The 22,545-nt window shown below is 38.4% G+C and carries 20 protein-coding genes; 5 read left to right on the top strand and 15 right to left on the bottom strand.

Annotated features, from left to right (window positions below):
- Positions 1-8 precede the first annotated feature (8 nt).
- A complete protein-coding gene (locus ACFSR8_RS03680) occupies positions 9-986 on the bottom strand; it encodes a polyprenyl synthetase family protein (RefSeq protein WP_380289128.1) in 978 nt (325 codons plus the stop codon).
- 155 nt (positions 987-1,141) lie between these two features.
- Between ACFSR8_RS03680 and ACFSR8_RS03675 the strand changes: the two genes are divergently transcribed.
- Entirely contained in the window at positions 1,142-2,158 is a 1,017-nt protein-coding gene (locus tag ACFSR8_RS03675) for a T9SS type A sorting domain-containing protein (RefSeq protein WP_380289126.1), read from the top strand.
- A gap of 51 nt (positions 2,159-2,209) precedes the next feature.
- Here ACFSR8_RS03675 and rlmN read toward each other — a convergent pair whose 3' ends face one another.
- The 9 genes from rlmN to ACFSR8_RS03630 form a co-directional block, all read right to left on the bottom strand.
- A complete protein-coding gene (rlmN, locus tag ACFSR8_RS03670) occupies positions 2,210-3,250 on the bottom strand; it encodes a 23S rRNA (adenine(2503)-C(2))-methyltransferase RlmN (protein ID WP_380289124.1) in 1,041 nt (346 codons plus the stop codon).
- A gap of 219 nt (positions 3,251-3,469) precedes the next feature.
- Positions 3,470-4,519 carry a tRNA preQ1(34) S-adenosylmethionine ribosyltransferase-isomerase QueA gene (gene queA / locus ACFSR8_RS03665; RefSeq protein WP_380289122.1) on the bottom strand — a complete coding sequence of 350 codons (1,050 nt, stop codon included), beginning with the start codon at positions 4,517-4,519 and terminating at the stop codon, positions 3,470-3,472.
- Positions 4,520-4,609: 90 nt separating this feature from the next.
- Complete coding sequence (locus ACFSR8_RS03660; protein WP_380289120.1) at positions 4,610-5,833, bottom strand: 3-phosphoshikimate 1-carboxyvinyltransferase; 1,224 nt, start codon at positions 5,831-5,833, stop codon at positions 4,610-4,612.
- 44 nt (positions 5,834-5,877) lie between these two features.
- Positions 5,878-6,204 (bottom strand): nucleotide pyrophosphohydrolase, encoded by a 327-nt coding sequence (locus tag ACFSR8_RS03655; protein ID WP_380289394.1) that lies wholly within the window; start codon positions 6,202-6,204, stop codon positions 5,878-5,880.
- Positions 6,204-8,126: a DUF3857 domain-containing protein gene (locus tag ACFSR8_RS03650; RefSeq protein WP_380289118.1), complete on the bottom strand. Its 1,923-nt coding sequence runs from the start codon at positions 8,124-8,126 to the stop codon at positions 6,204-6,206. Before ACFSR8_RS03650 ends, ACFSR8_RS03655 begins: the two co-directional genes overlap by 1 nt.
- A gap of 2 nt (positions 8,127-8,128) precedes the next feature.
- Entirely contained in the window at positions 8,129-10,039 is a 1,911-nt protein-coding gene (locus ACFSR8_RS03645) for a DUF3857 domain-containing protein (protein WP_380289116.1), read from the bottom strand.
- A gap of 133 nt (positions 10,040-10,172) precedes the next feature.
- On the bottom strand, positions 10,173-10,625 hold the full coding sequence (dtd, locus tag ACFSR8_RS03640) for a D-aminoacyl-tRNA deacylase (RefSeq protein WP_380289114.1): 453 nt from the start codon (positions 10,623-10,625) through the stop codon (positions 10,173-10,175).
- Positions 10,622-11,572 carry a ribosome small subunit-dependent GTPase A gene (rsgA, locus tag ACFSR8_RS03635; protein ID WP_380289112.1) on the bottom strand — a complete coding sequence of 317 codons (951 nt, stop codon included), beginning with the start codon at positions 11,570-11,572 and terminating at the stop codon, positions 10,622-10,624. The genes dtd and rsgA overlap by 4 nt, the downstream gene beginning before the upstream one ends.
- Positions 11,573-11,616: 44 nt before the next feature.
- A complete protein-coding gene (locus tag ACFSR8_RS03630; RefSeq protein ID WP_380289110.1) occupies positions 11,617-12,252 on the bottom strand; it encodes a carboxypeptidase-like regulatory domain-containing protein in 636 nt (211 codons plus the stop codon).
- A gap of 186 nt (positions 12,253-12,438) precedes the next feature.
- On the opposite strand from ACFSR8_RS03630, the gene ACFSR8_RS03625 reads away from it, so the two are divergent.
- Positions 12,439-12,888: a hypothetical protein gene (locus tag ACFSR8_RS03625; protein WP_380289108.1), complete on the top strand. Its 450-nt coding sequence runs from the start codon at positions 12,439-12,441 to the stop codon at positions 12,886-12,888.
- Between the two features lie 46 nt (positions 12,889-12,934).
- Here ACFSR8_RS03625 and ACFSR8_RS03620 read toward each other — a convergent pair whose 3' ends face one another.
- The 4 genes from ACFSR8_RS03620 to ACFSR8_RS03605 form a co-directional block, all read right to left on the bottom strand.
- On the bottom strand, positions 12,935-14,017 hold the full coding sequence (locus ACFSR8_RS03620; protein ID WP_186560259.1) for a bifunctional 3-deoxy-7-phosphoheptulonate synthase/chorismate mutase type II: 1,083 nt from the start codon (positions 14,015-14,017) through the stop codon (positions 12,935-12,937).
- A 213-nt stretch (positions 14,018-14,230) separates the two neighbouring features.
- Positions 14,231-15,082: a prephenate dehydrogenase gene (locus ACFSR8_RS03615; RefSeq protein ID WP_380289106.1), complete on the bottom strand. Its 852-nt coding sequence runs from the start codon at positions 15,080-15,082 to the stop codon at positions 14,231-14,233.
- Positions 15,083-15,203: 121 nt separating this feature from the next.
- Positions 15,204-16,349, bottom strand: a complete 1,146-nt coding sequence (locus tag ACFSR8_RS03610; protein ID WP_380289104.1) for a pyridoxal phosphate-dependent aminotransferase — start codon at positions 16,347-16,349, stop codon at positions 15,204-15,206.
- Positions 16,346-17,173 carry a prephenate dehydratase gene (locus ACFSR8_RS03605; RefSeq protein WP_380289392.1) on the bottom strand — a complete coding sequence of 276 codons (828 nt, stop codon included), beginning with the start codon at positions 17,171-17,173 and terminating at the stop codon, positions 16,346-16,348. Before ACFSR8_RS03605 ends, ACFSR8_RS03610 begins: the two co-directional genes overlap by 4 nt.
- A 281-nt stretch (positions 17,174-17,454) precedes the next feature.
- Here ACFSR8_RS03605 and gldA point away from each other — a divergent pair, with 281 nt between their 5' ends.
- From gldA to ACFSR8_RS03590, 3 genes are all read left to right on the top strand, one after another.
- The gene (gene gldA, locus ACFSR8_RS03600; RefSeq protein WP_380289102.1) at positions 17,455-18,348 is read left to right on the top strand and encodes a gliding motility-associated ABC transporter ATP-binding subunit GldA; all 894 of its coding nucleotides are present in this window, start codon (positions 17,455-17,457) and stop codon (positions 18,346-18,348) included.
- Between the two features lie 179 nt (positions 18,349-18,527).
- The gene (gene pta, locus ACFSR8_RS03595; protein WP_380289100.1) at positions 18,528-20,618 is read left to right on the top strand and encodes a phosphate acetyltransferase; all 2,091 of its coding nucleotides are present in this window, start codon (positions 18,528-18,530) and stop codon (positions 20,616-20,618) included.
- 1 nt (position 20,619) lies between these two features.
- Positions 20,620-21,807 (top strand): acetate/propionate family kinase, encoded by a 1,188-nt coding sequence (locus tag ACFSR8_RS03590; protein ID WP_380289098.1) that lies wholly within the window; start codon positions 20,620-20,622, stop codon positions 21,805-21,807.
- Here ACFSR8_RS03590 and ACFSR8_RS03585 read toward each other — a convergent pair.
- Positions 21,793-22,542 (bottom strand): head GIN domain-containing protein, encoded by a 750-nt coding sequence (locus ACFSR8_RS03585; protein WP_380289097.1) that lies wholly within the window; start codon positions 22,540-22,542, stop codon positions 21,793-21,795. The genes ACFSR8_RS03590 and ACFSR8_RS03585 overlap by 15 nt on opposite strands.
- Between the last annotated feature and the right edge of the window lie 3 nt (positions 22,543-22,545).

The following is a 22,545-nucleotide window of genomic DNA, read 5'->3' as shown; positions in this document are numbered from 1 at the left end:
TTGGTCTCTTATTTCTTCCTATCAATCACATAGTTTACCATCAATTCCAACGAATTTTTATGGACAGAATCTGGGTAGGTTTGCAATAATTGGAGTGCCTCTTCCTGAAACCCTTTCATTTTTAAAATGGCATAGTCCAAACCACCATTGTCTTTTACAAAAGCAATGACTTCTTTAACTCGCTTTTTGTCTTTGTTGTGATTTTTTATGGAATTTATGAGCCAGTTTTTATCTTTTTTGCTGACATTATTTAAGACGTATATCAATGGCAGGGTCATTTTTTGCTCTTTGATATCGATGCCCGTTGGCTTCCCAATTTGGGTTTCACCATAATCGAATAGATCATCTTTAATCTGGAAGGCCATTCCAATAAGTTCTCCAAATTTCCGCATGGTATCCACATGCTGGGAATCCGGTTTTACCGATGCAGCGCCCAGGCTACAGCAAGCGGCAATCAATGTTGCCGTTTTTTGGCGTATAATATCGTAATATACATCCTCAGTAATATCCAACTTTCGGGCCTTTTCAATTTGAAGTAGTTCTCCTTCGCTCATTTCCCTCACGGCAATAGAGATGATTTTTAAGAGGTCGAAATCATTGTTATCAATGCTCAATAGAAGACCTTTGGATAACAGGTAATCCCCAATCAGAACTGCAATTTTGTTTTTCCAAAGCGCATTTACTGAGAAGAATCCTCGACGTCTGTTACTGTCATCGACCACGTCATCGTGCACTAAAGTAGCTGTATGGATCAACTCAATGACCGAAGCACCTCGATACGTCCGCTCACTCACTTCACCATCGGACACCATTTTGGCCACCAAAAACACAAACATGGGGCGCATTTGCTTCCCTTTTCGGTTAACGATGTAATGGGTAATCCTGTTGAGGAGCGCCACCTTACTGGACATAGAAAGCTGGAACTTCTGTTCAAAAAGTTCCATTTCAAAAGCAATAGGCTGTTTTATTTGCTCTACGATTTTCAAAGTGAAGTACTGTGTTTGATTCGACAAACCTACTAAAAAAGCGGATGAATCCCATATTTAATTTCAAACCATTGGCAATTAACAGTTTGATTTCTAAATCCTCAATTTTATTTTATATATTGTTACTTTATTAATCCATAAACTCTCTCTTGCTTATGAAAAAAATTACATTTTTTACGTTCACATTTTTTCTTTTTTTAAGTTTTAATTTAAACGCCCAGCTACTTCAATCCATAGACTTGGAGGGACTTGTTATTGGTGATGTAGGCACGGATATTAACGGTGTTACACCTGGCCAAGATGGCTTGTTTACCCTCACTAATTCTGGAGGAAACTCAGACTTTCAGATTGTTAGTATTGGCGGCGCTATTGGTCAGGCCCTTCAAATTACTGGTTCAGATTCGCCTACAGGCTCAAAGTTTGTTTGGAAGGATGGACTTGGTACCGCTTGGGCATCACGTTCTGCAGGGAATGATTACATACAAGTAGAATACAATTTCTATACTGGCGGTGCTACTACAAGTAAAAATGTTGAGGATGTTTTGCTCTATAATAGTGATTATTCCATTCTAATTGCGGGATTACGGTTTATACCCGAGACAAAAGAAATTTTAGGACTGGCCTATTTCGATAATGCTGGAACTCCAAATACCTTCCTATTCAACCTTGCGGCATCTCCCGTGATTTTGACAGCAGATACTTGGTATCGAGTTGGTTTTGCATTTAACCCTACCAATGGTGAGGTGATTTGGAGAGGTGTCGATTTTTATTCTGGCGTTATGGGAGCTGCAACAGGAGTCGATCCATTTGAGGTAGATTTATCCGTTTTCCCTATAACTGGAAATGCAGTATCCTCTACCTCCTATTTTGATAATATCAGAGTAAAAGCAGAAGCCACGGAAAACTTGCTTTTAAGCATTGAGGACAACCATATTTCGAAATCTATTGCGTTGTTTCCAAATCCTACGAATGATGATATTAATTTAACAATTCCTACAGATGTTAATGTGACCAAAATTGAAGTTACCGATATTAGTGGAAGGACGATTAAGACTATTGGAGAGAAGAACATTAATTCACCGATCAATGTTTCAGACCTAAGTAGCGGTCTCTATCTCTTAAATATTTATTCGCCCATTGGAAAAGCCACAAAAAGGTTTATGAAAAACTAGTGGCCTTTTAAATTTATAAATAAAAAAAGCTGCATGTGCAGCTTTTTTTATTTAACTTTTATTTGCCAATTGCCCACATGCCGCATCAATATCCTTCCCTCGGCTTCGGCGGATGGTCACGGTTATATGGTTTACTTCCAAAATATTTTGGTACATTTCAATGGCCTCGGAACGAGCTTGTTGAAACTCGCCATCATCAATAGGATTGTATTCTATTAGGTTTACTTTGCTTGGCGCAAACTTACAGAATTGTACCAAAGCATCTACATCTTTGCGCTGGTCATTGATCCCTCTCCACACGACGTATTCGTAGGTGATTCTATTTTTGGTTTTTGAAAACCAATATTCCAGAGCCTCTCTCAAATCGGCCAAAGGGAAGGTTTCGTTAAAAGGCATAATGGACGTCCGCACATCATCGATGGCTGAATGCAATGATACGGCTAACTTAAATTTTACGCCATCATCTGCCATTTTCCTTATCATTTTCGGTACGCCGGAGGTTGAAACGACAATACGCTTTGGGGACATTCCCAAACCTTCGGGTGAGGTAATTTTATCAATGGCTTTTATAACATTGTTGTAATTCATCAACGGCTCTCCCATACCCATAAAAACAATATTGCTCAATGGCCTATCATGGTACAACCTACTTTCGTTATCAATAGCTACTACCTGATCGTAAATTTCATCTGGGTTTAGATTTCGCATACGCTTTAATCGGGCTGTTGCACAGAAGCGACAATCCAAACTACAACCTACTTGACTGGACACGCAGGCAGTAGTTCTGGACGCAGTTGGTATTAATACGGACTCCACCACCAATCCGTCGTGTAAGCGCACGGCGTTTTTAATAGTGCCGTCGCTACTGCGTTGCATGGTATCTACCTGAATATGGTTGATGACAAAATTGTCCTCAAGCATTTGTCGAGTTTGTTTTGAGATATTTGTCATGGCCTCAAAACTATGTACAGACTTTTGCCAGAGCCATTCGTAAACCTGGTTGCCCCGAAAGGCTTTATCGCCTTGGGATACAAAAAAATCCCTAAGTTGTTCTTTGGTTAACGCTCTTATGTCCTTTTTGGAAATGTTCATTATGCCTGCAAAAGTAATGAATGAAAAGTCGAATTACGAATTATTAAGCCTGCAACGCGTTAGGGATTGAACACTTCGACTGCGCTCAGTGCAGGCTCATTGTTTGAAATCCCCGACGGAGGAGGGATTGAGTAGTGAAAGCCCGACCCCTCCCGGTAGCTATCGGGAGTGGGTAACGCCCAAAAACTAAAAAGCCCTAAATTAATAGGGCTTACGATTTTATAATATCAGCATGGCGTCGCCATAGCTGTAGAATTTATACTTTTCCTTAATGGCTTCTTCGTAGGCATGCTTTATAAAGTCATGGCCCGCAAATGCCGACGCCATCATCAGTAAAGTGGATTTTGGCGTATGGAAATTGGTAATCATGCAATTGGCAATGCTAAAATCGTAAGGCGGAAAAATGAATTTATTGGTCCAACCTTCCATCTCGTTTAGCAATCCATTGGAAGACACGGCACTTTCAATGGTGCGCATGGCAGTGGTTCCCACGGCACAAACACGCTTTTTGTTTAAAATACCACTGTTAATAGCGCTCACTGCTTCAGGGCCGATAAAAATTTCTTCACTATCCATTTTATGCTTGGACAAATCTTCAACTTCAACTGGATTGAAAGTTCCCAAACCTACATGCAAAGTCACTTCTGCAAAATTTACACCTTTGATTTCCAATCGCTTCAAAAGATGCCTTGAAAAATGCAACCCAGCTGTTGGTGCGGCCACAGCACCTTCGTTTTTGGCAAAAATGGTTTGATATCTATCTTCATCTTCAGGTTCCACCTCTCTTTTGATATACTTTGGTAATGGTGTTTCACCTAATTCCCTCAATTTTTTTCGGAACTCCTGATAAGAACCGTCAAAAAGAAAACGTAAGGTTCGTCCTCGGGAAGTCGTGTTATCAATAACCTCGGCAACAAGGGTTTCATCTTCACCAAAATAGAGTTTGTTTCCTATTCTTATCTTTCTAGCAGGGTCTACCAATACATCCCAAAGACGTTGCTCCTCATTAAGTTCCCTTAACAAAAACACTTCAATTCTTGCCCCAGTTTTTTCTTTGTTACCATATAAACGGGCAGGAAATACCTTTGTATTGTTCAGTATCATCACGTCGTTCTCATCAAAATAATCAATAAGGTCCTTGAACAATTTGTGTTCAATTTTCTCACCATCACGGTGCAATACCATTAAGCGGGATTCATCTCTGTTTTCTGAGGGATATTCTGCCAACAACTCGGGCGGTAAGTTAAAACCAAAGTGTGATAATTTCATGGATTAGATATTTTCTTAAGCGTTATAATTTTTTACAAAGTTGCAAATATACAATCTCCAAATAGGGGTTGTCAAGTAATTAAGGGATTATTATTCGGTAATTTCAAATCCGAGGGATTTCAGGTCCTCCCAAAATGCAGGGTAGCTTTTCGAAACCACACCGGCATCCTCAACCTTTAAAGATTGCTTTAAAGCTGCTGGTGCAAATGCCATAGCCATTCTGTGGTCATGATAGGTACCAATGGACACCATTGGATTAATGCTTTTTGATGCCGACATATGCAGGGATTTATCAGTGACTTCGATTTCACCTCCTAATTTTTCGATTTCAGTTCTGAGAGCTTCCAAACGGTCAGTTTCCTTAATTTTAAGGGTATGCAATCCCGCCAAATCACATGAAATTCCCAAAACGAAACAAGTAACCGCAATGGTTTGGGCAATATCGGGTGCATTTTTGAGATTGAGCGATAAGGGCTCCAACGCTTTTGCTTCTTTTCTTAAGGTGAGTGTGTTCTCATTAAAGCTAGACCTTACTCCAAAATGTTTATAAATGTCCACCAAACAGGAATCGCCTTGTAATGAGCTTTCTTTATATGATGATAAGTATATTTCAGTTCCAACTTCACTTATGGCCAATATACTGAAATAATAAGATGCGGAAGACCAATCGGATTCCACGGTCAATGTATCCACTTTTGGTGTTTCGTTAAAAGGCGATACTTTAATCACATTATCCTTAAACGAGGTTTCCACACCAATTTCATCCAAAAGGCTTAAGGTCATATTGATATATGGCACTGAAGTGATGTCACCTTCCAAAGTCAATTCGATGCCGTTTTCCAATTTTGGAGCAATCAACAACAAAGCCGAAATATACTGACTGCTCACGTTTGCTTTTAGTGAAACCTTGTTTTTATCGAGCTTCTTTCCATTAAGTTTTATGGGTGGATAGCCTTCATTTTCAACATAAGAAATATCGGCCCCAAGTTCGCGCAAAGCATCCACCAAAATTTTGATGGGGCGCTCCTTCATTCGCTTGGAACCCGTTAATATGGTTTCCCTGCCCTCTTGAACGGCGAAATAAGCAGTCAAAAAACGCATGGCCGTTCCTGCGTGGTGTATATCGACAATGATTTCATTTGAGCTTAATGCTTTGGCCATTAACTCACTGTCATCCGAGTTTGATACGTTTTTCAATTCAATTTCAGGAAATAAAGCTTGAAGCAACAGTAATCTATTAGATTCACTTTTAGAACCTGTTATTGCTACATATGACTTCCTTTGAATTGATGATTTGTGCAGGGTGATATCCATTAAAAAACGCCTCTAAAATTAGAAGCGTCAAATATAAATATAAATTATTTTAATTTCTGGTTATTGTGATGCCTATCGTGGTCGCGTTTGGCCTTTTTGTCCATACGCCTATCGAATGCCTCCTGTAAGTCTACACCTGTTTGATTGGCCAAACACAATACTACAAAAAGCACATCCGCCAGCTCTTCCCCCAAGTCTTTGTTCTTATCACTTTCTTTTTCGCTCTGCTCCCCATAACGGCGGGCGATGATTCTTGCAACTTCGCCTACTTCTTCCGTTAATTGGGCCATGTTTGTCAGTTCGTTAAAGTAACGAACGCCATGCGTATTAATCCAATCGTCGACTATTTTTTGTGCGTTTTTTATGTCCATCATGCTTTTGTAAGTACAACCTGCTCCGCCTCTTTTGTAATCATTTTATGAAATAACTGTTTTAAAAAAGGAAAATCCACAATAGTTATTATTGCTTTATTTATTTCAAAATTAACTAATAATTGTAAACTATCCCCCGTGGGCCTGGTTCTATACACAAACTTGCCTAAGTTTTTTGGCATTTTCATAGCAACTGCCTCTGGCTGGGACTCTACAATATATCCGTCTGGGAGTTTGATGTTAATGATATATTTCTGACTGAAAGGCGCACCAAAATCAATAGGGCACTCCCTTTTATCTTGCTTAAAAGGGTTCTCTTCCATCGCAAAAAACATGAACGGATTAAAAAGTAGTTTATCACCAACTACATCTACTGCATTTTCGTAGTAAAAATCAAAAGACTCATTTACAAACCCTTCGTGGTTATTTATGTTTTCTAATTCATATTCTGAGATTTCTATATTCTCCAATGCGGATTCCCTTTCGGCAATAAAAGCCTCCAAATCTCTATTCTTAAATTTCTTTCTCATCTTGAGGGCACTATGTTTTGAGCATCTTGCACTTAAGTGTCCTTCTATGCTTCCGTCTTCATTTAGCTTTGTCTGAACCATATACTGTTCTTTTGATTGCTCAGGTTGCCTAATATCAATTAAGGTCCATCGTTTTTTTGCATTATTTATGTAAATGCCTTTCCAATTATAATCCTTTATTGGAAGCACATTAATATCACTGAATTCATCAGTAGCATCTAAGAAGTAAGTCTCATCCCCAATTTTGGCATAGGCAATTACATAATTTAGCCTGTCCACTGTAGGGAAAAAAGGTATAATATTATCTTTTGTGCTTAAAACAACTGGATTTGCATCTATACCAGCATATCGCAACATGGCTACAAGCGTCAAATTAATATCCGCTACATTACCTTTTTTTTCTTTTAATGCTTTTTTTACACCATTGTAAAAGTATTTACCGTCAATACCATTCCATGTCATATTGTCTTTTACGTATTTAAAGAGAAGTTTCATTTTCTCTTCTGGCTGGCTCAATCCTTTTAAGAGTAGATCTAAATCATCATCGAATGATCTTGTTTTATCAAGTTTATCTTTATAATCTTCAGAACTACCAATAGTTTTAGCAACGTCTGACCAACTAGTAGCATAGGTGCGTGGTACTTCACCTGGTATAATTATTGAAACCAGTTCAAACATTACTCCGGTCCTATAATTGTCCATATTATCAACGTAGGGTTCTTCTTTTAAAGCTGGAACATTTACCATATTGTATTTAACATTCTTCATGTCAGTACCATGAAAACCAGATTGAGATTTAATAAATAAAAACCCTTTTTGAGTGGCTCTAAAATTAAGCACATCTGGTGTTCTAAGTTCAGCATCTACTTTCTTTATTGGAATATCGTACTGAAATTTAAATTCATCAATATTCCAAACAAAAGGCGATGTGATTTTATATTTAAATTCTATAACTGAACCTTCTTTAATATTTGGCATTGTAAAACTGACGCCCCTGTAGTTATAGCTTATTTCTTCATCAAAAATTTGATCTTTATCGAGTTTAGTTTTTACAATCTCCCCTTTTTCAAGATTATAGGTATAGGCTCTTAATCTGGTAAGCATTTCTCGGGCAGAACGTGATTTAAAAAGACTTATTTGTTTGGTGGCATAGTCAAAACCTTCTTTATTGTAAATTTTTATACGTTCGTGTACTTCAGTAATTAAATCGAAATTCTGTGAATAATATGTCAGTCTATTTTTGTAGAGCACTACCGCATTAGCCGATTTATCATGCACATATTCCTTTTCTGATAATTCATCTACAGTTACCTCTCCAAACTTAATTTCAGTTTGAGATGGCAAAAATTGAGCACTTATTAGGAGTAGTGCTAAAGAATAAAATGTTTTCATTTTTATATGGTTTTCTTCAGAGCTATTTTCAAATTGTCGTTTCGGGATATAGATTTTCTAAACATCCTATAAGCCTTGTATTCAGTCTTAGGGTAATCTCCCTTTTTGATCAATAATTTCCTTTTAACTCTAATTATGTTGTTTTCCTTACTAAAACTTATCTGATAATCCCCGTATTTATTCGTTATGGTTTGGTTTTCAGGAAGAGCTTCCACTGTGTATCCAGAAGGAATTATAATTTCAAAAGTATCTTCATCAACATAGCCTCTTTGGATTCTAAAGGGCAGTGTTCTATTTCGATATCTATCTGGAACAAAACTATTTCTATTGAATACGTTGGCATTAAAAATAAGTCTGTCTCCTATTTTTGACGCATAATTCCTGGCGTAAACCGTTAAATCTTCTTGAAACTCAACGTCATTTTTATCATTCTTGAACTTATAGGCTTCTATATCCAAACCATTAACGTATCCCCAAAGCTCCTTATAATATTCTAAAATATCTTTTTCCGATTGATTCTCTAGAAAAAACCTATTATCATATTGGACACCTTTTGTTTTTATTTTCAAAGAAGCTTCAATACTCGAGTCCTCTTTCAAATCTATTGTAGCTGAAATAGATTGGTGATTTATGTCTGCCGGATAAAATTCAGTTTTTATGATTTTGCTATCATCTTCCTTAACGACTAGTACTGACCTGTCATCGGTAAAGTCCCCTATAAAACCAAACGGATGTGTCTGGCTAGTACATTCTAACCATATCTTGTCTTCTTTATAAGGGAGACATAGAATGATATGGTTTCCTTGGGCTAAGGAGGGAAAATCTTCCTCAAAATCTATGATGTCTTTACCGGCCTCTACAATGGTGTAATAGGACTGAACACCAACAAGATTTAAAAGGGCTTGTGTGTAATTAGTAAGGCCTTTACAGTCGCCATATTTAAGCTCATCTACTTCGCTAGCAGCTATGGGCTGAATACCTCCAATACCTACCTGAACACTAATATATCGCGTGTTATCCTGAACATAGTTATAGACGAGTTTTGCTTTTTTTATGGGATCTTGCACACCTTCAACCAATTTTAGGACAATATTCTTGGTCTCTTCTGAAACTTGGCCTCTTCCATCTAACAAATCACTTTTAATCCAATCCCCCATTTCCTTCCAGTTGCTCGCATTTCCATCCAAACCATTATAATGAAATTTTTCTGACATAATTAAAGCACTCGGAACTATTTGAACTAAGGATGGACTTAAATCTTCAGGTCGTAAAGCTTTAATATTCTCAGCGCTATATTGCAATGTATTGGTGCTTTCCTCAAAAGTAACAGAGCTGTAATTTTCAAAGTTTTTTTCTTTATGCTTTAATCCAAGATTTGCGTTATCAGTAATTTTGTAGATGCTCTTTTCTATACTTACAAAGTAGCCGTCAATTGGATACCAAGAGGGAATAGCTGCCGTGTTTGGTGTTTTTATTTCGCAAATAAACTCAACCGTATAGGGGTAATTTGTTGGTGTGTAGCCCATAAATAAAACCCTAGAGTCTGAATATAAGGTACCACCATCAACAGCACTGTGATCTATAAAATCCTTCTTCTTAAACTTTTTGATCTGCTTACCTGTTGCGTCATAAATAATAGCATCAATCCCCTTTACTTTTCTATAATTGTCATATCCAACAAATGCCTCAACATACTTATTCCCTGCTTTATTTAAAACTGTAACTACTCGTTTTTGTGTTACAACCATATTATTTCTGGACTCTATGTTTATTATAGATTCATCTAGTCTCACAACCGCGTTGGCGTGTTCTTGTAAACTATTTGGTATAGATGTACTTGAATAAGAAAACTCTTGAGATATGGATTTAACCGTAAATAAAAGACACACTAAAAGCGCCATGTTTTTTAGCATAATACGGATGTTTTTAAGGTATAAAAGTAGATAAACGTCAATAGCTAGTTAATGACAAATGTCATATTAATCTTTTCAAATTAAATAAAACTCGTACAATTAAAATAATGAAATATTGAAAAATCGACAAACGTCACCTTTTATCCTTTGTGTCCATGATAATTGTTACAGGCCCATCGTTAACAAGATTAACCTGCATCATGGCTCCAAATTCACCAGTTTGAACTGATTTGCCTAAAACACCCTCTAAAGTTTGTACAAATGTTTTATACAACGGAATAGCCACATCAGGTTTTGCGGCTTTTATATAGCTGGGGCGATTTCCTTTTTTAGTCAGCGCGTGCAAAGTAAACTGGCTTACAACGATTACCTCACCTCCCACATCCATTAAGGATTTGTTCATTACACCATTGTCATCCCCAAAAACCCTCAGATTTACTATCTTATTACATAGCCAATCAATATCCTCTTTTGTATCTTCATCAACAATTCCCAAAAGTATTAATAAGCCGTTGCCAATAGAAGCCACCTCCCCATTGTCAATGGTAACGCCCGCTTTTGACACTGTTTGGATCACTACCTTCATTCGTTATCCCAATTATCGGTTCTATAACTTTCATCATCACCCTCTAGGATTTGGACGTAACTTCGGTATCGCGAATAGGCAATTTCGTCATTGTCCAAAGCATCTTTTACAGCACATTTTGGTTCGTGTAAATGCAAGCAGTTGTTAAACTTGCAATCCTGTTTCAAAGCGAAAATTTCAGGAAAATAATCACCTACCTCCTCTTTGTCCATATCTACCACTCCAAAACCTTTTATCCCGGGTGTATCAATGATTTTTCCTCCAAAGCTGGTGTCAAACATTTCGGCAAAGGTGGTGGTGTGCTGGCCCTGCATATGTTGGTTTGAAATTTCCTTGGTTTTTAAATCCAAAGAGGGCTCAATGGCATTGACCAAAGTGGATTTTCCAACGCCCGAATGCCCCGAGAACATACTCACCTTATCACGCATTAAGGATTTTACTTTCTCAACATTTTTTCCCGTTTTTGCTGAAATTCCAATGCATTCATAGCCTATTTTTCGATACACATGGGCTAAATATTTCACTTCTAAAAGGGTTTCCTCATCGTACGTATCAATTTTATTAAAAAGCAAAATAGTTTTAATGGAATACGCTTCGGCCGTTACCAAAAATCGATCTATAAAACTTGTGAAAGTAGGCGGGTTATTAATCGTAACCATTAAAAACACCTGGTCGATATTTGCCGAAATGATATGGGTCTGTTTGGAAAGGTTTACCGATTTCCTAACAATGTAGTTTTTCCTATCGTGAATATTATGAATAATCCCCGAAACCTCATCATTTTTGGTTTCCAATTCAAAATCCACGACATCACCAACGGCAATAGGGTTAGTGCTTTTGATGTCCTTAATACGAAATTTACCCTTTATGCGACATTGGTAGAACTCCCCCAATTGGGCCTTTACCGTGTACCAGCTTCCTGTAGATTTATAAACGCGTCCTGTCATGCATAATGTTGAAGTACAAAATAACGATATTTAAATCAAAAAAATTACTGAATGATTGCTTTTTTGGAGGCGATTTGCTTGCCATCGGCATTCAAATTTATAATGTAGATTCCTGACGAAAATTCGCTTAAATCCAAACTCATGGTCTTATCCGAGGGTTTATTTAACATGCCTTTTACAAATTGACCCGCAATAGTGTATATCTGAATGTCCACCTGCTTAAAATCTTTTAAAAGCTTTAGTTGAAATCTTCCTGTTGTAGAGGGGTTTGGGTAGAGTTTTTCAGTTATCACATCTGATTTGAACCCCATCATATATTCAGATTTGATTTCTCCTATACAACAACAAACAGTTCTGCACATGTGGCTTCCATAAGCTGTAATTCTTACTTCGTTCAATGCGATATTTCCATCTAATTTCACCTCCAAATCCTCTTGTTTTCCAACCTTTATTTCTTTGGAATCATACCCCAAATAAGAAACAACAAGGGTATCTCTGGGTTTCACAACAATTTGAAAATTGCCTTCTAAATCTGAAGTTGCACCCTTTTGGGAATCTTTTATTATGATATTTGCTCCCGCAAGTGGTCCGTCATTATCAGAAACATTGCCACTAATTTTAGTTTGCGAAAAAAGTACGTTGACAACAAGCAGAAAGCTAAGTGTAATGATAGGCTTCATAGTTTAAAAAATTTTGGTTAATACTATAAACCTAAACCAAACCCCAGCAAAGTAAAACTTTAATTGAGTGAATGCAACCTTCCGATTAGGGAACTGTCAATAAAAGTACAATGATCAGTTTCATTAACTTTGAAAAGGATGATAAATATCCGCTTCGTTTAATCTTTAGTTTAAAAATACAACACCATGAAAAGAGTAATTTTGGTATTGGCAATTGCCATGTTTAGTTTTATTGAAACCAATGCCCAAGTGGAATATAAAATCGTTACGAGCGTGGAATCCATTGTACCCAGCGGACTTGGACGTTCACGTTTAATTTCCGCCAGCGTTGATAGGGATTACGAATCATTTACTTCGGAAAAAACCGAAGAAGACAACACCAGAAACAAATCCAAACGAAAGGATATCCGTGTCAAAGACTTTGAGGAAACCAAACTTTTAAATTTCTTCAATTTAGCAGGTATCCGATTTCAAAATATTGCCTCAAATGACGCGCTTGTAAGCTCCAAACTTAGTACTATGGCAGAAGAGGGCTGGGAATTGGCTTTTGTCACCAGCGGTGTGGAAAGCGATAGTGGCAAGGACGATGGCCAGGGTATTTTTATAACTCGCTATATTTTTAAAAGAAACAAATAAGCTACAAACAAAAAGCCCCGCATTGCGGGGCTTTTTAATCGGAAAACTATCCGTTAATAATCTTCTCTTGGTGGTTGATGGATTCTTGGTGAATCGCTTTAAACATCTTCAAAATAAAATCCTCGCTCAAGCCATGCTCCTCGCCTTCCAACACCATGCGTCCTAAAATTTCATTCCAACGCTTGCTTTGCAATACAGCAACATTCTTTTGCTTTTTTAGTGCGCCAATACCGTCTGAGGCCTTCATGCGAGTGCCCAACAATTCAATAATCTGATTATCCACCACATCAATCTGAGCCCTCAATTTATCCAACGCGGTATTATATTCAGACTCCGCATCGGTTTCCTTTCTAATTTTTAAATCTTTCATAATCTGAACCAGAGTTGCAGGGGTTACTTGCTGTGCCGCGTCACTCCAAGCATTGTCAGGATCAGTGTGTGTTTCAATCATCAACCCGTCAAAATTCAAATCCAACGCCGTTTGTGATACGTCAAAAATCATATCTCGCTTACCGGTGATATGAGATGGGTCATTTATAATCGGTAAATCTGGAAATCTACGTTGTAGTTCAATGGCCAATTGCCATTTCGGTTTGTTTCTATATTTGGTCTTTTCATAAGTGGAAAACCCTCTATGGATCACACCTAGCTTTTTGATATCGGAAGCATACAAACGCTCAATAGCCCCAAGCCACAAAGGTAAATCTGGGTTAACTGGGTTTTTCACCAAAACTATTTTGTCAGTACCCTTTAAGGCATCTGCAATTTCCTGAACAATAAACGGACTCACCGTTGAGCGAGCACCAATCCACAACAAATCAATGTCGTGTTCCAGGGCCAACTTCACATGCGCTGCATTGGCTACTTCCGTTGCAGTTTTCATTCCTGTTTCCGCCTTAACTTTCTGTAGCCATTTCAAACCCAAGTGTCCAACGCCCTCAAAATTCCCTGGGCGGGTTCTAGGCTTCCAAATTCCAGCACGGTAATAATTAACGTCCGTGTCCTTCAGCTCATGTGCAATTTTTAAAACCTGCTCCTCGGTTTCTGCGCTACAAGGCCCGGCAATTACCAACGGATGCTCCAATCCTAAGTCATCCAGCCAAGCTCTCATTTCCTTTTTGTTTTCCATTTTTACTTAATATTTAGCTACTTCAGCTATTGCGTTTACTATTTATTTATGTTGTTTTATTCTTCTTTTTTTGGGCGTTACCCACAAGGGGTCGGGCTTTCACTACTCGCTCTCTCCCGATAGCTATCGGGAGAGGAGCTCAAACAGGCCGTTCAATCCCTAACGCGGGCGTACCTGCAAACTTCATACTTCAAACTCCCTGTCTCCTGTCTCCTAAATAATCCCATTCAAAATATCCTTAATATGATTGGTGTTTTTCATTTCCTCATATATAGCCTCAAAATCATCATTTTTCATCAGCTCCTTAAAGTGCGTCAAATTGCTGATATATTCCTCCAAAGTTTCAATCACATTAGTTTTGTTCTGTTCAAAAATCGGAGTCCACATTTCCGGCGAACTTTTTGCCAAACGTACCGTTGATGCAAATCCACTACCTGCCATATCAAAAATATCCCGTTCGTTTTTCTCTTTGTCGATCACCGTTTTCCCCAACATAAACGAACTGATATGCGAAAGATGGGACACATAAGCAATGTGCCTATCGTGTTCAATGGGATTCATATACCGCATGCGCATCCCAATATCCGTGAACAACTTCAAAGCAGGTTCCTGTAATTTAAAGGCCGTTTTTTCTACTTCACAAACAATATTGGTTTTCCCCTTAAACAGCCCTTTCACTGCCGCGGAGGGCCCAGAATGTTCTGTCCCTGCAATGGGGTGCATAGCTAAAAAATTCCTGCGTTTCGGATGGTTTTCCACCACCTTGCAAATATCTTCTTTCGTTGAACCTGCATCCACTACCAATCCAGTGTCAGGAATCTTATCCAAAATAGTGGGCAACAATTTTACCGTCGCATCCACAGGAATTGAAATAATCACCAAATCGGCATTTTCAATATCATCTAAGGATCCCTTTTGGTCAATCAGCCCTAATTCCAAAGCAGTCGTTAAGGTGGCATCCTTTCTACTAATACCGTGTATCACTGCGTCAGGGCGATGGGTCTTGATATCCAAAGCAAGACTACCTCCTATTAAACCTACTCCTATGGCGTATATATTCTTCATAAATAAGCCCCACTTAGCCTCCCCGAAGGGGAGAAAATTTACTCGGACGGATTTTTATTATTTACAATTCATTTTCAATTCATTTCGAAGCCTCTGTCAACTGAGACTGCGACTGTCAACTTTATTTAACTCGTGCCAAAGCTTCTTCTAAAACCTCCGTTGCAGCACACAACGAAAACCGAATGTACCCTTCACCCTGACTTCCAAAAATGGTTCCCGGGGTAATGAATACGTGATTCTCTTTCAATATTAAATCTATAAACTCTTCAGACTTTAAATATGGTGGCAACTTTGCCCACACAAACATACCAGTGGCATTTTTATCGTATGTGCAGTTTAAAGCCTCGGCCATTTGCCATACCAAATCGCGTCGTCTTTTGTAAACACTATTCAAAGTCACAAACCACATTTCCGAACATTTTAAGGCTTCAATAGCGCCTTTCTGAATCCCATAAAACATTCCAGAATCCATATTGCTTTTTACCTTTAAAATATTGCCGATATGCTCGCTATTCCCCAAAACCATACCCACGCGCCATCCAGCCATGTTAAAGGTTTTGCTAAGTGAATTCAATTCCAAGCACACATCCTTGGCACCTTCAACGCTTAAAATACTTTTTGGATTCTCATTCAGCACGAAACTATAAGGATTGTCATTGACAATCAGAATATTATGGCGCTTTCCAAAAGCTACCAATTCTTCAAAAACGGTTTCAGTAGGTGTTGCTCCCGTTGGCATATGTGGATAATTCACCCACATTAATTTCACCTTACTTAAATCCTTTTGCTCTAAATCCGCGATGTTGGGCATCCAATTGTTGGAAGCATCCAAATCATAGGTTACAATTTTTGCACCCACCAATTTCGTTACCGATTGATATGTGGGGTATCCCGGGTTTGGAATCAACACTTCATCGCCTTCATTGAGATAAGCCATCGAAATATGCATAATACCTTCCTTGCTTCCCATCAAAGGCAAAATTTCGTTGGTAGCGTTGGCATTCACTCCAAAATGAGTTTTATAAAATTTGACCATCGCCTCCCTTAACTCCGGAAGTCCTTGGTAACTCTGGTATTTATGCGCCGTGGCGTCACCAAGACTATTGGCAATAGCATCCAAAACACGTTGTGGTGGTTGCAAATCCGGACTGCCAATACCCAAGTTGATGATAGGCTTTCCGCTTGCAATCAACAAGCCAACCTCTCTCAATTTTCGAGAGAAGTAGTATTCTTCAACCGTATGTAATCGCTTCGCTACTTCAATCATAACTTGGCATTTTTATATTCCCCGAGCAACTTAAAACTCGGGCTCATAATTTCAATCAAGGACTTCGCCTTTAAAAAATCTGCATAAGCGTCAAATGTCACATCTACGAAAAAGGCATATTTCCACGGCGTTTCAATAATGGGCAAGGACTGAATCTTTGTTAAATTCAACTTACAATCACTCATCACATTCAATATCGTTGCTAAACTCCCGCGCTTATGGTCCGCTTCAAATTTAATCGAAGCCTTATTAATTTCGCTTTCGGACACTTCGGAATTGGTCCGTTTTACCACCGCAAAACGCGTTTCATTATGCTTTATCGTTTGGATACTATGCGCCAAAACATCTAGTTCAAAAATTTCGGCCGCAAGTACGCTGGCAATCGCGCCAATATGTTTCAATTTATGCTTTTGAATACGATCCGCAACCTCCGCCGTGTCCTTATCTTCTACTAATTTGATATGAGGATATCCCCTAAAAAATCTTTTACATTGCAACAACGCCATCGGGTGCGAATACACCTCTTTTATATCTTCAATTCTTTGACTCGGTAGTGCCATCAAATTATGCTGAATATCCAAATAGTGCTCCCCAACGATATGCAAATGATTGTTATCAATCATCGCATAATTTGGAATAATCGAGCCAGCAATAGAGTTTTCCAAAGCCATAATGGCCGCATCGCACTCACCGTTAATAAGTGCTTCCACAACCCTGTCAAAAGTCATACACTCAATAATATCCACAGGCTTTTCAAAAAATTCCTGTGATACAATATGGTGAAAACTCCCTTTAACTCCCTGTATGGCTACCGTATTAATCATAAAAAAAGTCTCGATTTTCATCGAGACTTGCATTAAAATATATTGTTACTATTTATACACACAACGTCTCGATTTCTTTCCCAAAAAAGAAATAAAAAAAGCTAAAGTATGTATAAAATGTTGTCGTTCTCATAATTACGTCGGCTAAAGTAATTAATATTTCAAGAAATCAAAGCACCCCAAAACGTTTTTTTTGACTTTTTTAAAAAGATTTAAAGAATTTATAGCAAAATTAGAATTGCGTTATAGAATCGCTATTTTTGACAAAACAAATCAGTCAAATGTCTATTGAAGTCAATGGTGTTTCCAAATTGTACGGCAATCAAAAAGCCCTAAACAACATTTCATTCAACGTGGTACAACCCGAAATTGTAGGCTTTTTAGGCCCCAACGGCGCTGGCAAGTCCACTATGATGAAAATTTTGACCACTTACATCCAGCCCACCTCGGGCAGTATAAAAGTGAATGGTTTTGGTATCGAACAACATCAAGATATTCAAAAAAGTGTAGGCTATCTGCCCGAACACAACCCTTTATATTTAGACATGTATATAAAGGAGTATTTAGCTTTTAATGCGGGCATTTACAAAGTAGATAAAGCAAGAATTGCCGAAGTCATCGAAATGACGGGATTAACGCCCGAAATCCACAAAAAGATAGGCCAACTCTCCAAAGGCTATCGCCAGCGAGTAGGTCTAGCTAGTGCTTTATTACATGACCCGGAAGTTTTAATTCTAGATGAACCCACAACGGGTTTGGACCCCAATCAATTAATTGATATTAGGAACCTTATCAAATCCATTGGCAAAACCAAAACCGTTTTCCTATCCACCCATATCATGCAGGAAGTGGAAGCCATGTGCGATAGGGTAATTATTATCAATAAAGGTGAAATTGTTGCTGATAAAAAACTGAAAGACCTTCGCAACGAAAAAGTCCAAACCGTAATTGTAGAATTTGATTACCGTGTGGAGGATGCCTTTCTTTTAAAACTCCCAAAAGTTGAAAAAGTGACAAACACCTATGATTTTGTTTACGAAATTACATTTAAGACCTCCGAAGACATGCGCTCATATGTGTTCGATTTTGCGCACGACAATCAATTAAAGATTTTACAGCTCAATCAAAAAAATGCGAGTTTGGAATCACTTTTTAGAGAATTGACATCAAAATAATTTGGACCATCCCCATCAAATCCTAGAAATTTTGTTGCATAAAATTAAAGTATGATAAAAATCATCTTCCCATAAACAACAAGGCTGTAATTTTGCCGAGCAAATCACAAAATAGTTATAGTTATTTTCTGGTTAAAACACATAAAAAACTATCTTTGTAAATCTACAAAACGTCAACAATGAGCAAGGGAATTTATGTAGCAACCATCGAACCCAACAGTGGAAAATCCGTGGTTGTTCTGGGCTTAATGCGCATGCTTTTAGGCAAAACTGCTAAAGTGGGCTATTTTCGTCCCATTATCGAGGACACGAAGGAAGGAGAACCCGACAACCACATTAATACGGTAGTCTCCTATTTTGAACTGGATATTAACTACAAAAAGACTTTTGCTTATACGAGAAGCCAGGTTTTGGATCTGTACAACAGAGGAAAATCCGGTGATGTCATAGACGAAATCATTAAAAAGTACAAACATCTTGAAGAACGTTTTGACTTTGTATTGGTTGAGGGTACTGATTTTTCGCATGAAAATTCTAGTTTGGAGCTTGATATCAATATTTTGATTTCAAAAAACCTTGGATTGCCGGTCATAATTGTTTCACAGGGCGACAAAAAAGAACTTTCTGAGATTGTAGAAAACGTGCAATTAGCCCATGACACCTTCAAAGAAGAAGTGGACGTACTGTCAATTATGACCAATAAGATTGACCCCAAAGATGTCGGCACTCTAAAAGGGCTGATAAAATCCCGAATCAATGAAGGCACAGACATTACGGTCATTCCTAAAATTAGCAGTCTGGCAAGCCCAACGGTCAAGGAAATTGTTAGAAAGCTCAAGGGTACCGTACTTTTTGGCCAAGAGATGATTAACAATCAATCCGAAAACTACAGCGTGGGTGCCATGCAATTGCGTAACTACTTAACACATTTAAAAGAAAACGCGCTGGTGATTACCCCTGGCGATAGGGCCGATATAATTTTGGGAGCCTTACAGGCAAACATTTCTGCCAATTACCCAAAAATATCCGGCATTATTTTAACCGGTGGCCTTATTCCAGAAAAACCCATACTTAGACTTATTGAAGGGCTTTCAAGCGTTGTACCTATTATAAGCGTAAAAGATGGTACTTTTTTTGTCACCAATGCTATTGGCAAAATAAAATCCAGAATTTATGCCGAAAACATAGAAAAAATCGAAACCTCTATCGCCACATTTGAAAAACACGTAAACACAGATAAGTTAGCTGAAGATTTGATTACGTTCCAGTCAGATATCTTCACACCAAGGATGTTCCAGTACAATTTGTTGCAACGTGCCTTGAATGACAAAAAACACATCGTTTTACCGGAAGGTTATGACGAAAGGGTTTTACGGGCCTCTGCAAGACTGATTGATGCACACGTAGTAGACTTAACCCTGATAGGTGAAAAAGAAAAAATACAAGAGCAAATCAACAAATATGACATCCCTTTGGACTTGGATGATATAAACGTAGTATTCCCAACAGACGCTCCACATTTCGAGGATTATGTAAAAACGTTCTACGAACTGAGAAAACATAAAGGTGTAAATATAGATATGGCCAAAGATGCCATGACCGACGTGTCGTATTTCGCCACAATGATGATATATAAGGGGCATGCAGATGGTATGGTTTCAGGAGCCTTACACACCACAGCTCATACCTTAAGACCGGCACTGCAGTTCATCAAAACCAAGCCGGGCGTAAATATTGTCTCTTCCGTATTCTTTATGTGTTTGGAAGATCGTGTTTCCATTTTTGGAGACTGCGCCATCAATCCGAATCCCAATGCCGAGCAATTGGCAGAAATCGCGATTTCATCCGCTGAAACGGCCCGCAGTTTTGGGGTTGAACCAAAAGTAGCAATGCTATCCTATTCCTCTGGCGCCTCTGGAAAAGGTGAAGATGTGGACAAGGTGAGAAAGGCTACCGAAATTGCAAAAGCCGCCGCTCCCGATCTTAAAATTGAAGGCCCTATACAGTACGACGCTGCCGTGGATATGCGCATTGGAAAAAGCAAATTACCAGATTCCGAAGTTGCGGGACAGGCTAGTGTGTTGATTTTCCCTGATTTGAATACTGGAAACAATACCTATAAGGCCGTACAGCGAGAGACGGGTGCCTTGGCTATAGGCCCAATGTTACAAGGCCTAAACAAACCAGTTAATGATTTAAGTAGAGGCTGTACTGCTGATGATATTTATAGCACCGTAATCATAACCGCAATCCAAGCTCAAGATTTTTAATATGCAGGTACTCGTTTTAAACTCAGGGAGTTCATCTCTAAAATTTCAATTGTTTTCAATGCCTGATACCAGGATTTTATGTTCAGGAATAATTGAGCGCATCGGCTTTGAGGATGCCATTTTCAAATTCAAAACAAATAAAGATACAATTGAAGTTGTGGAATCCATTCCCAACCATAAGGTAGGCCTGCAAATGGTTTCCAAACAATTGTTGGACAAAGATACCGGAATTATCAAATCAGCAGATGCTATTGATATTGTGGGGCATCGTGTGGTACACGGAGGCAAGCATTTCAGCAATACAACTGAAATCACGGCAAACGTTAAAGCAAAAATCAAAGCCTTATCCTCTTTGGCTCCTTTACATAATCCTGCTAATTTGGAAGGTATTGAAGTTGCCGAGGCCATTTTTCCAAAAGCCAAACAGGTGGCAGTTTTTGACACAGCCTTTCATCAGTCCATCCCAGAACACGCCTATAAATATGCCATTCCTAATGAATATTCAGACATGCATAATATTCGATTGTATGGATTCCATGGCACGAGTCATAAATATGTGTCCGAGAAGGCCATCGAATACTTGGACAAAGCACATTCAAAAATCATCACGATTCATCTAGGTAATGGTTGTAGCATGACTGCCATTAAAGATGGCAAAAGTATTGACCACTCTCTGGGTTTTTCCCCTGTTAACGGATTAATTATGGGTACACGCTCTGGAGATGTAGACCCTTCCATTATTTTCCATATGGCCGAGCGTTTTAATCTCAGCCTTTCAGAAATCAATACCATTATTCAAAAGAAAAGTGGTATGTTGGGATTAACAGGACACAGCGATATGCGAGAAATTCAGGCAAAAGCGGACAATGGGGACAAAAATGCACAACTAGCACTGGACATGAATGCCTATCGGATAAAAAAATATATCGGTAGCTATGCGGCGATTTTGAACGGTTTAGATGCCATCGTATTTACTGCGGGTATTGGAGAAAATTCAGTTGATATGCGCCGACGCGTTTGTAGTGAATTGAATTATCTAGGAATCGTCTTGGATGAAGACAAAAACAAAGTAAGACCGGACAAACTTACAGATGTAAGTGCTGAAACTTCCATAGTAAAAGTACTGATTATCCCCACCAATGAAGAGCTTGAAATCGCGAAACAGTCAGTGGAATTATTCAAAAATTAGGCGTCCTTTGTAGAGTTCTTCAACCTCTACAACTGGTGGCCGGTTTACAGCTATAACATTTCCAGTACTGGATATTGTACCTGTGATTTCTGCCTGCGGATTAACCACCATATCATTGGAACCACGATTAAGTACCTCAACGTTTTGAGCGATTAAGTTCCGCCCCTCAAACCTTCCGTCGCCAGCAAAAAAAGAAACATTCAAATTATTTACCGAACCAGAAACAAAACAGCTGGACAACCCATTAAATGTCGCTCTAAAAGTGTTACTATTTAACTCGAGAATAAAATCCCCAACTGTGAAAGTACCAGGAGCATTAAAATCTTCGGATGCAACTGTGATTTCAGGATAAGACAAAACCCCATCAGATTTGATACTGTATTGAGTGGAACTTCGTATTTCTCTTATATTTGGTGAGGTGATATAAATTTTGGTAATGCCATAATCACGAACATAATTGCAATTGTTATGATCCGTTAAAGTTATCCTTTCATCAGTGACCGACACCTCAACATCGTTCAATAGATTTTCACCGGTTTCTACAACCACCTTTTGTTCAGAACCATCTTTCAGAATTAATTCCACATTGCGGTTCACTAAAATCTTATCAAAAGGTTCAACAACCACTTCATTTTGAACCAGTGGCCCAGCAGTTTGAAAACAGTCGTTGGCATTTTCGCTGTCACAAGCAAAAACTAATAAAATTAACGATATGCAAGCTATTCTTTTCAGCATAAA

The sequence above is a fragment of the Hyunsoonleella rubra genome, assembly GCF_042684665.1.
Lineage (GTDB): Bacteria > Bacteroidota > Bacteroidia > Flavobacteriales > Flavobacteriaceae > Jejuia > Jejuia rubra.
Note: the sequence above shows the minus strand (reverse complement) of the source record. Positions and strands in the feature narration are given on the sequence as shown.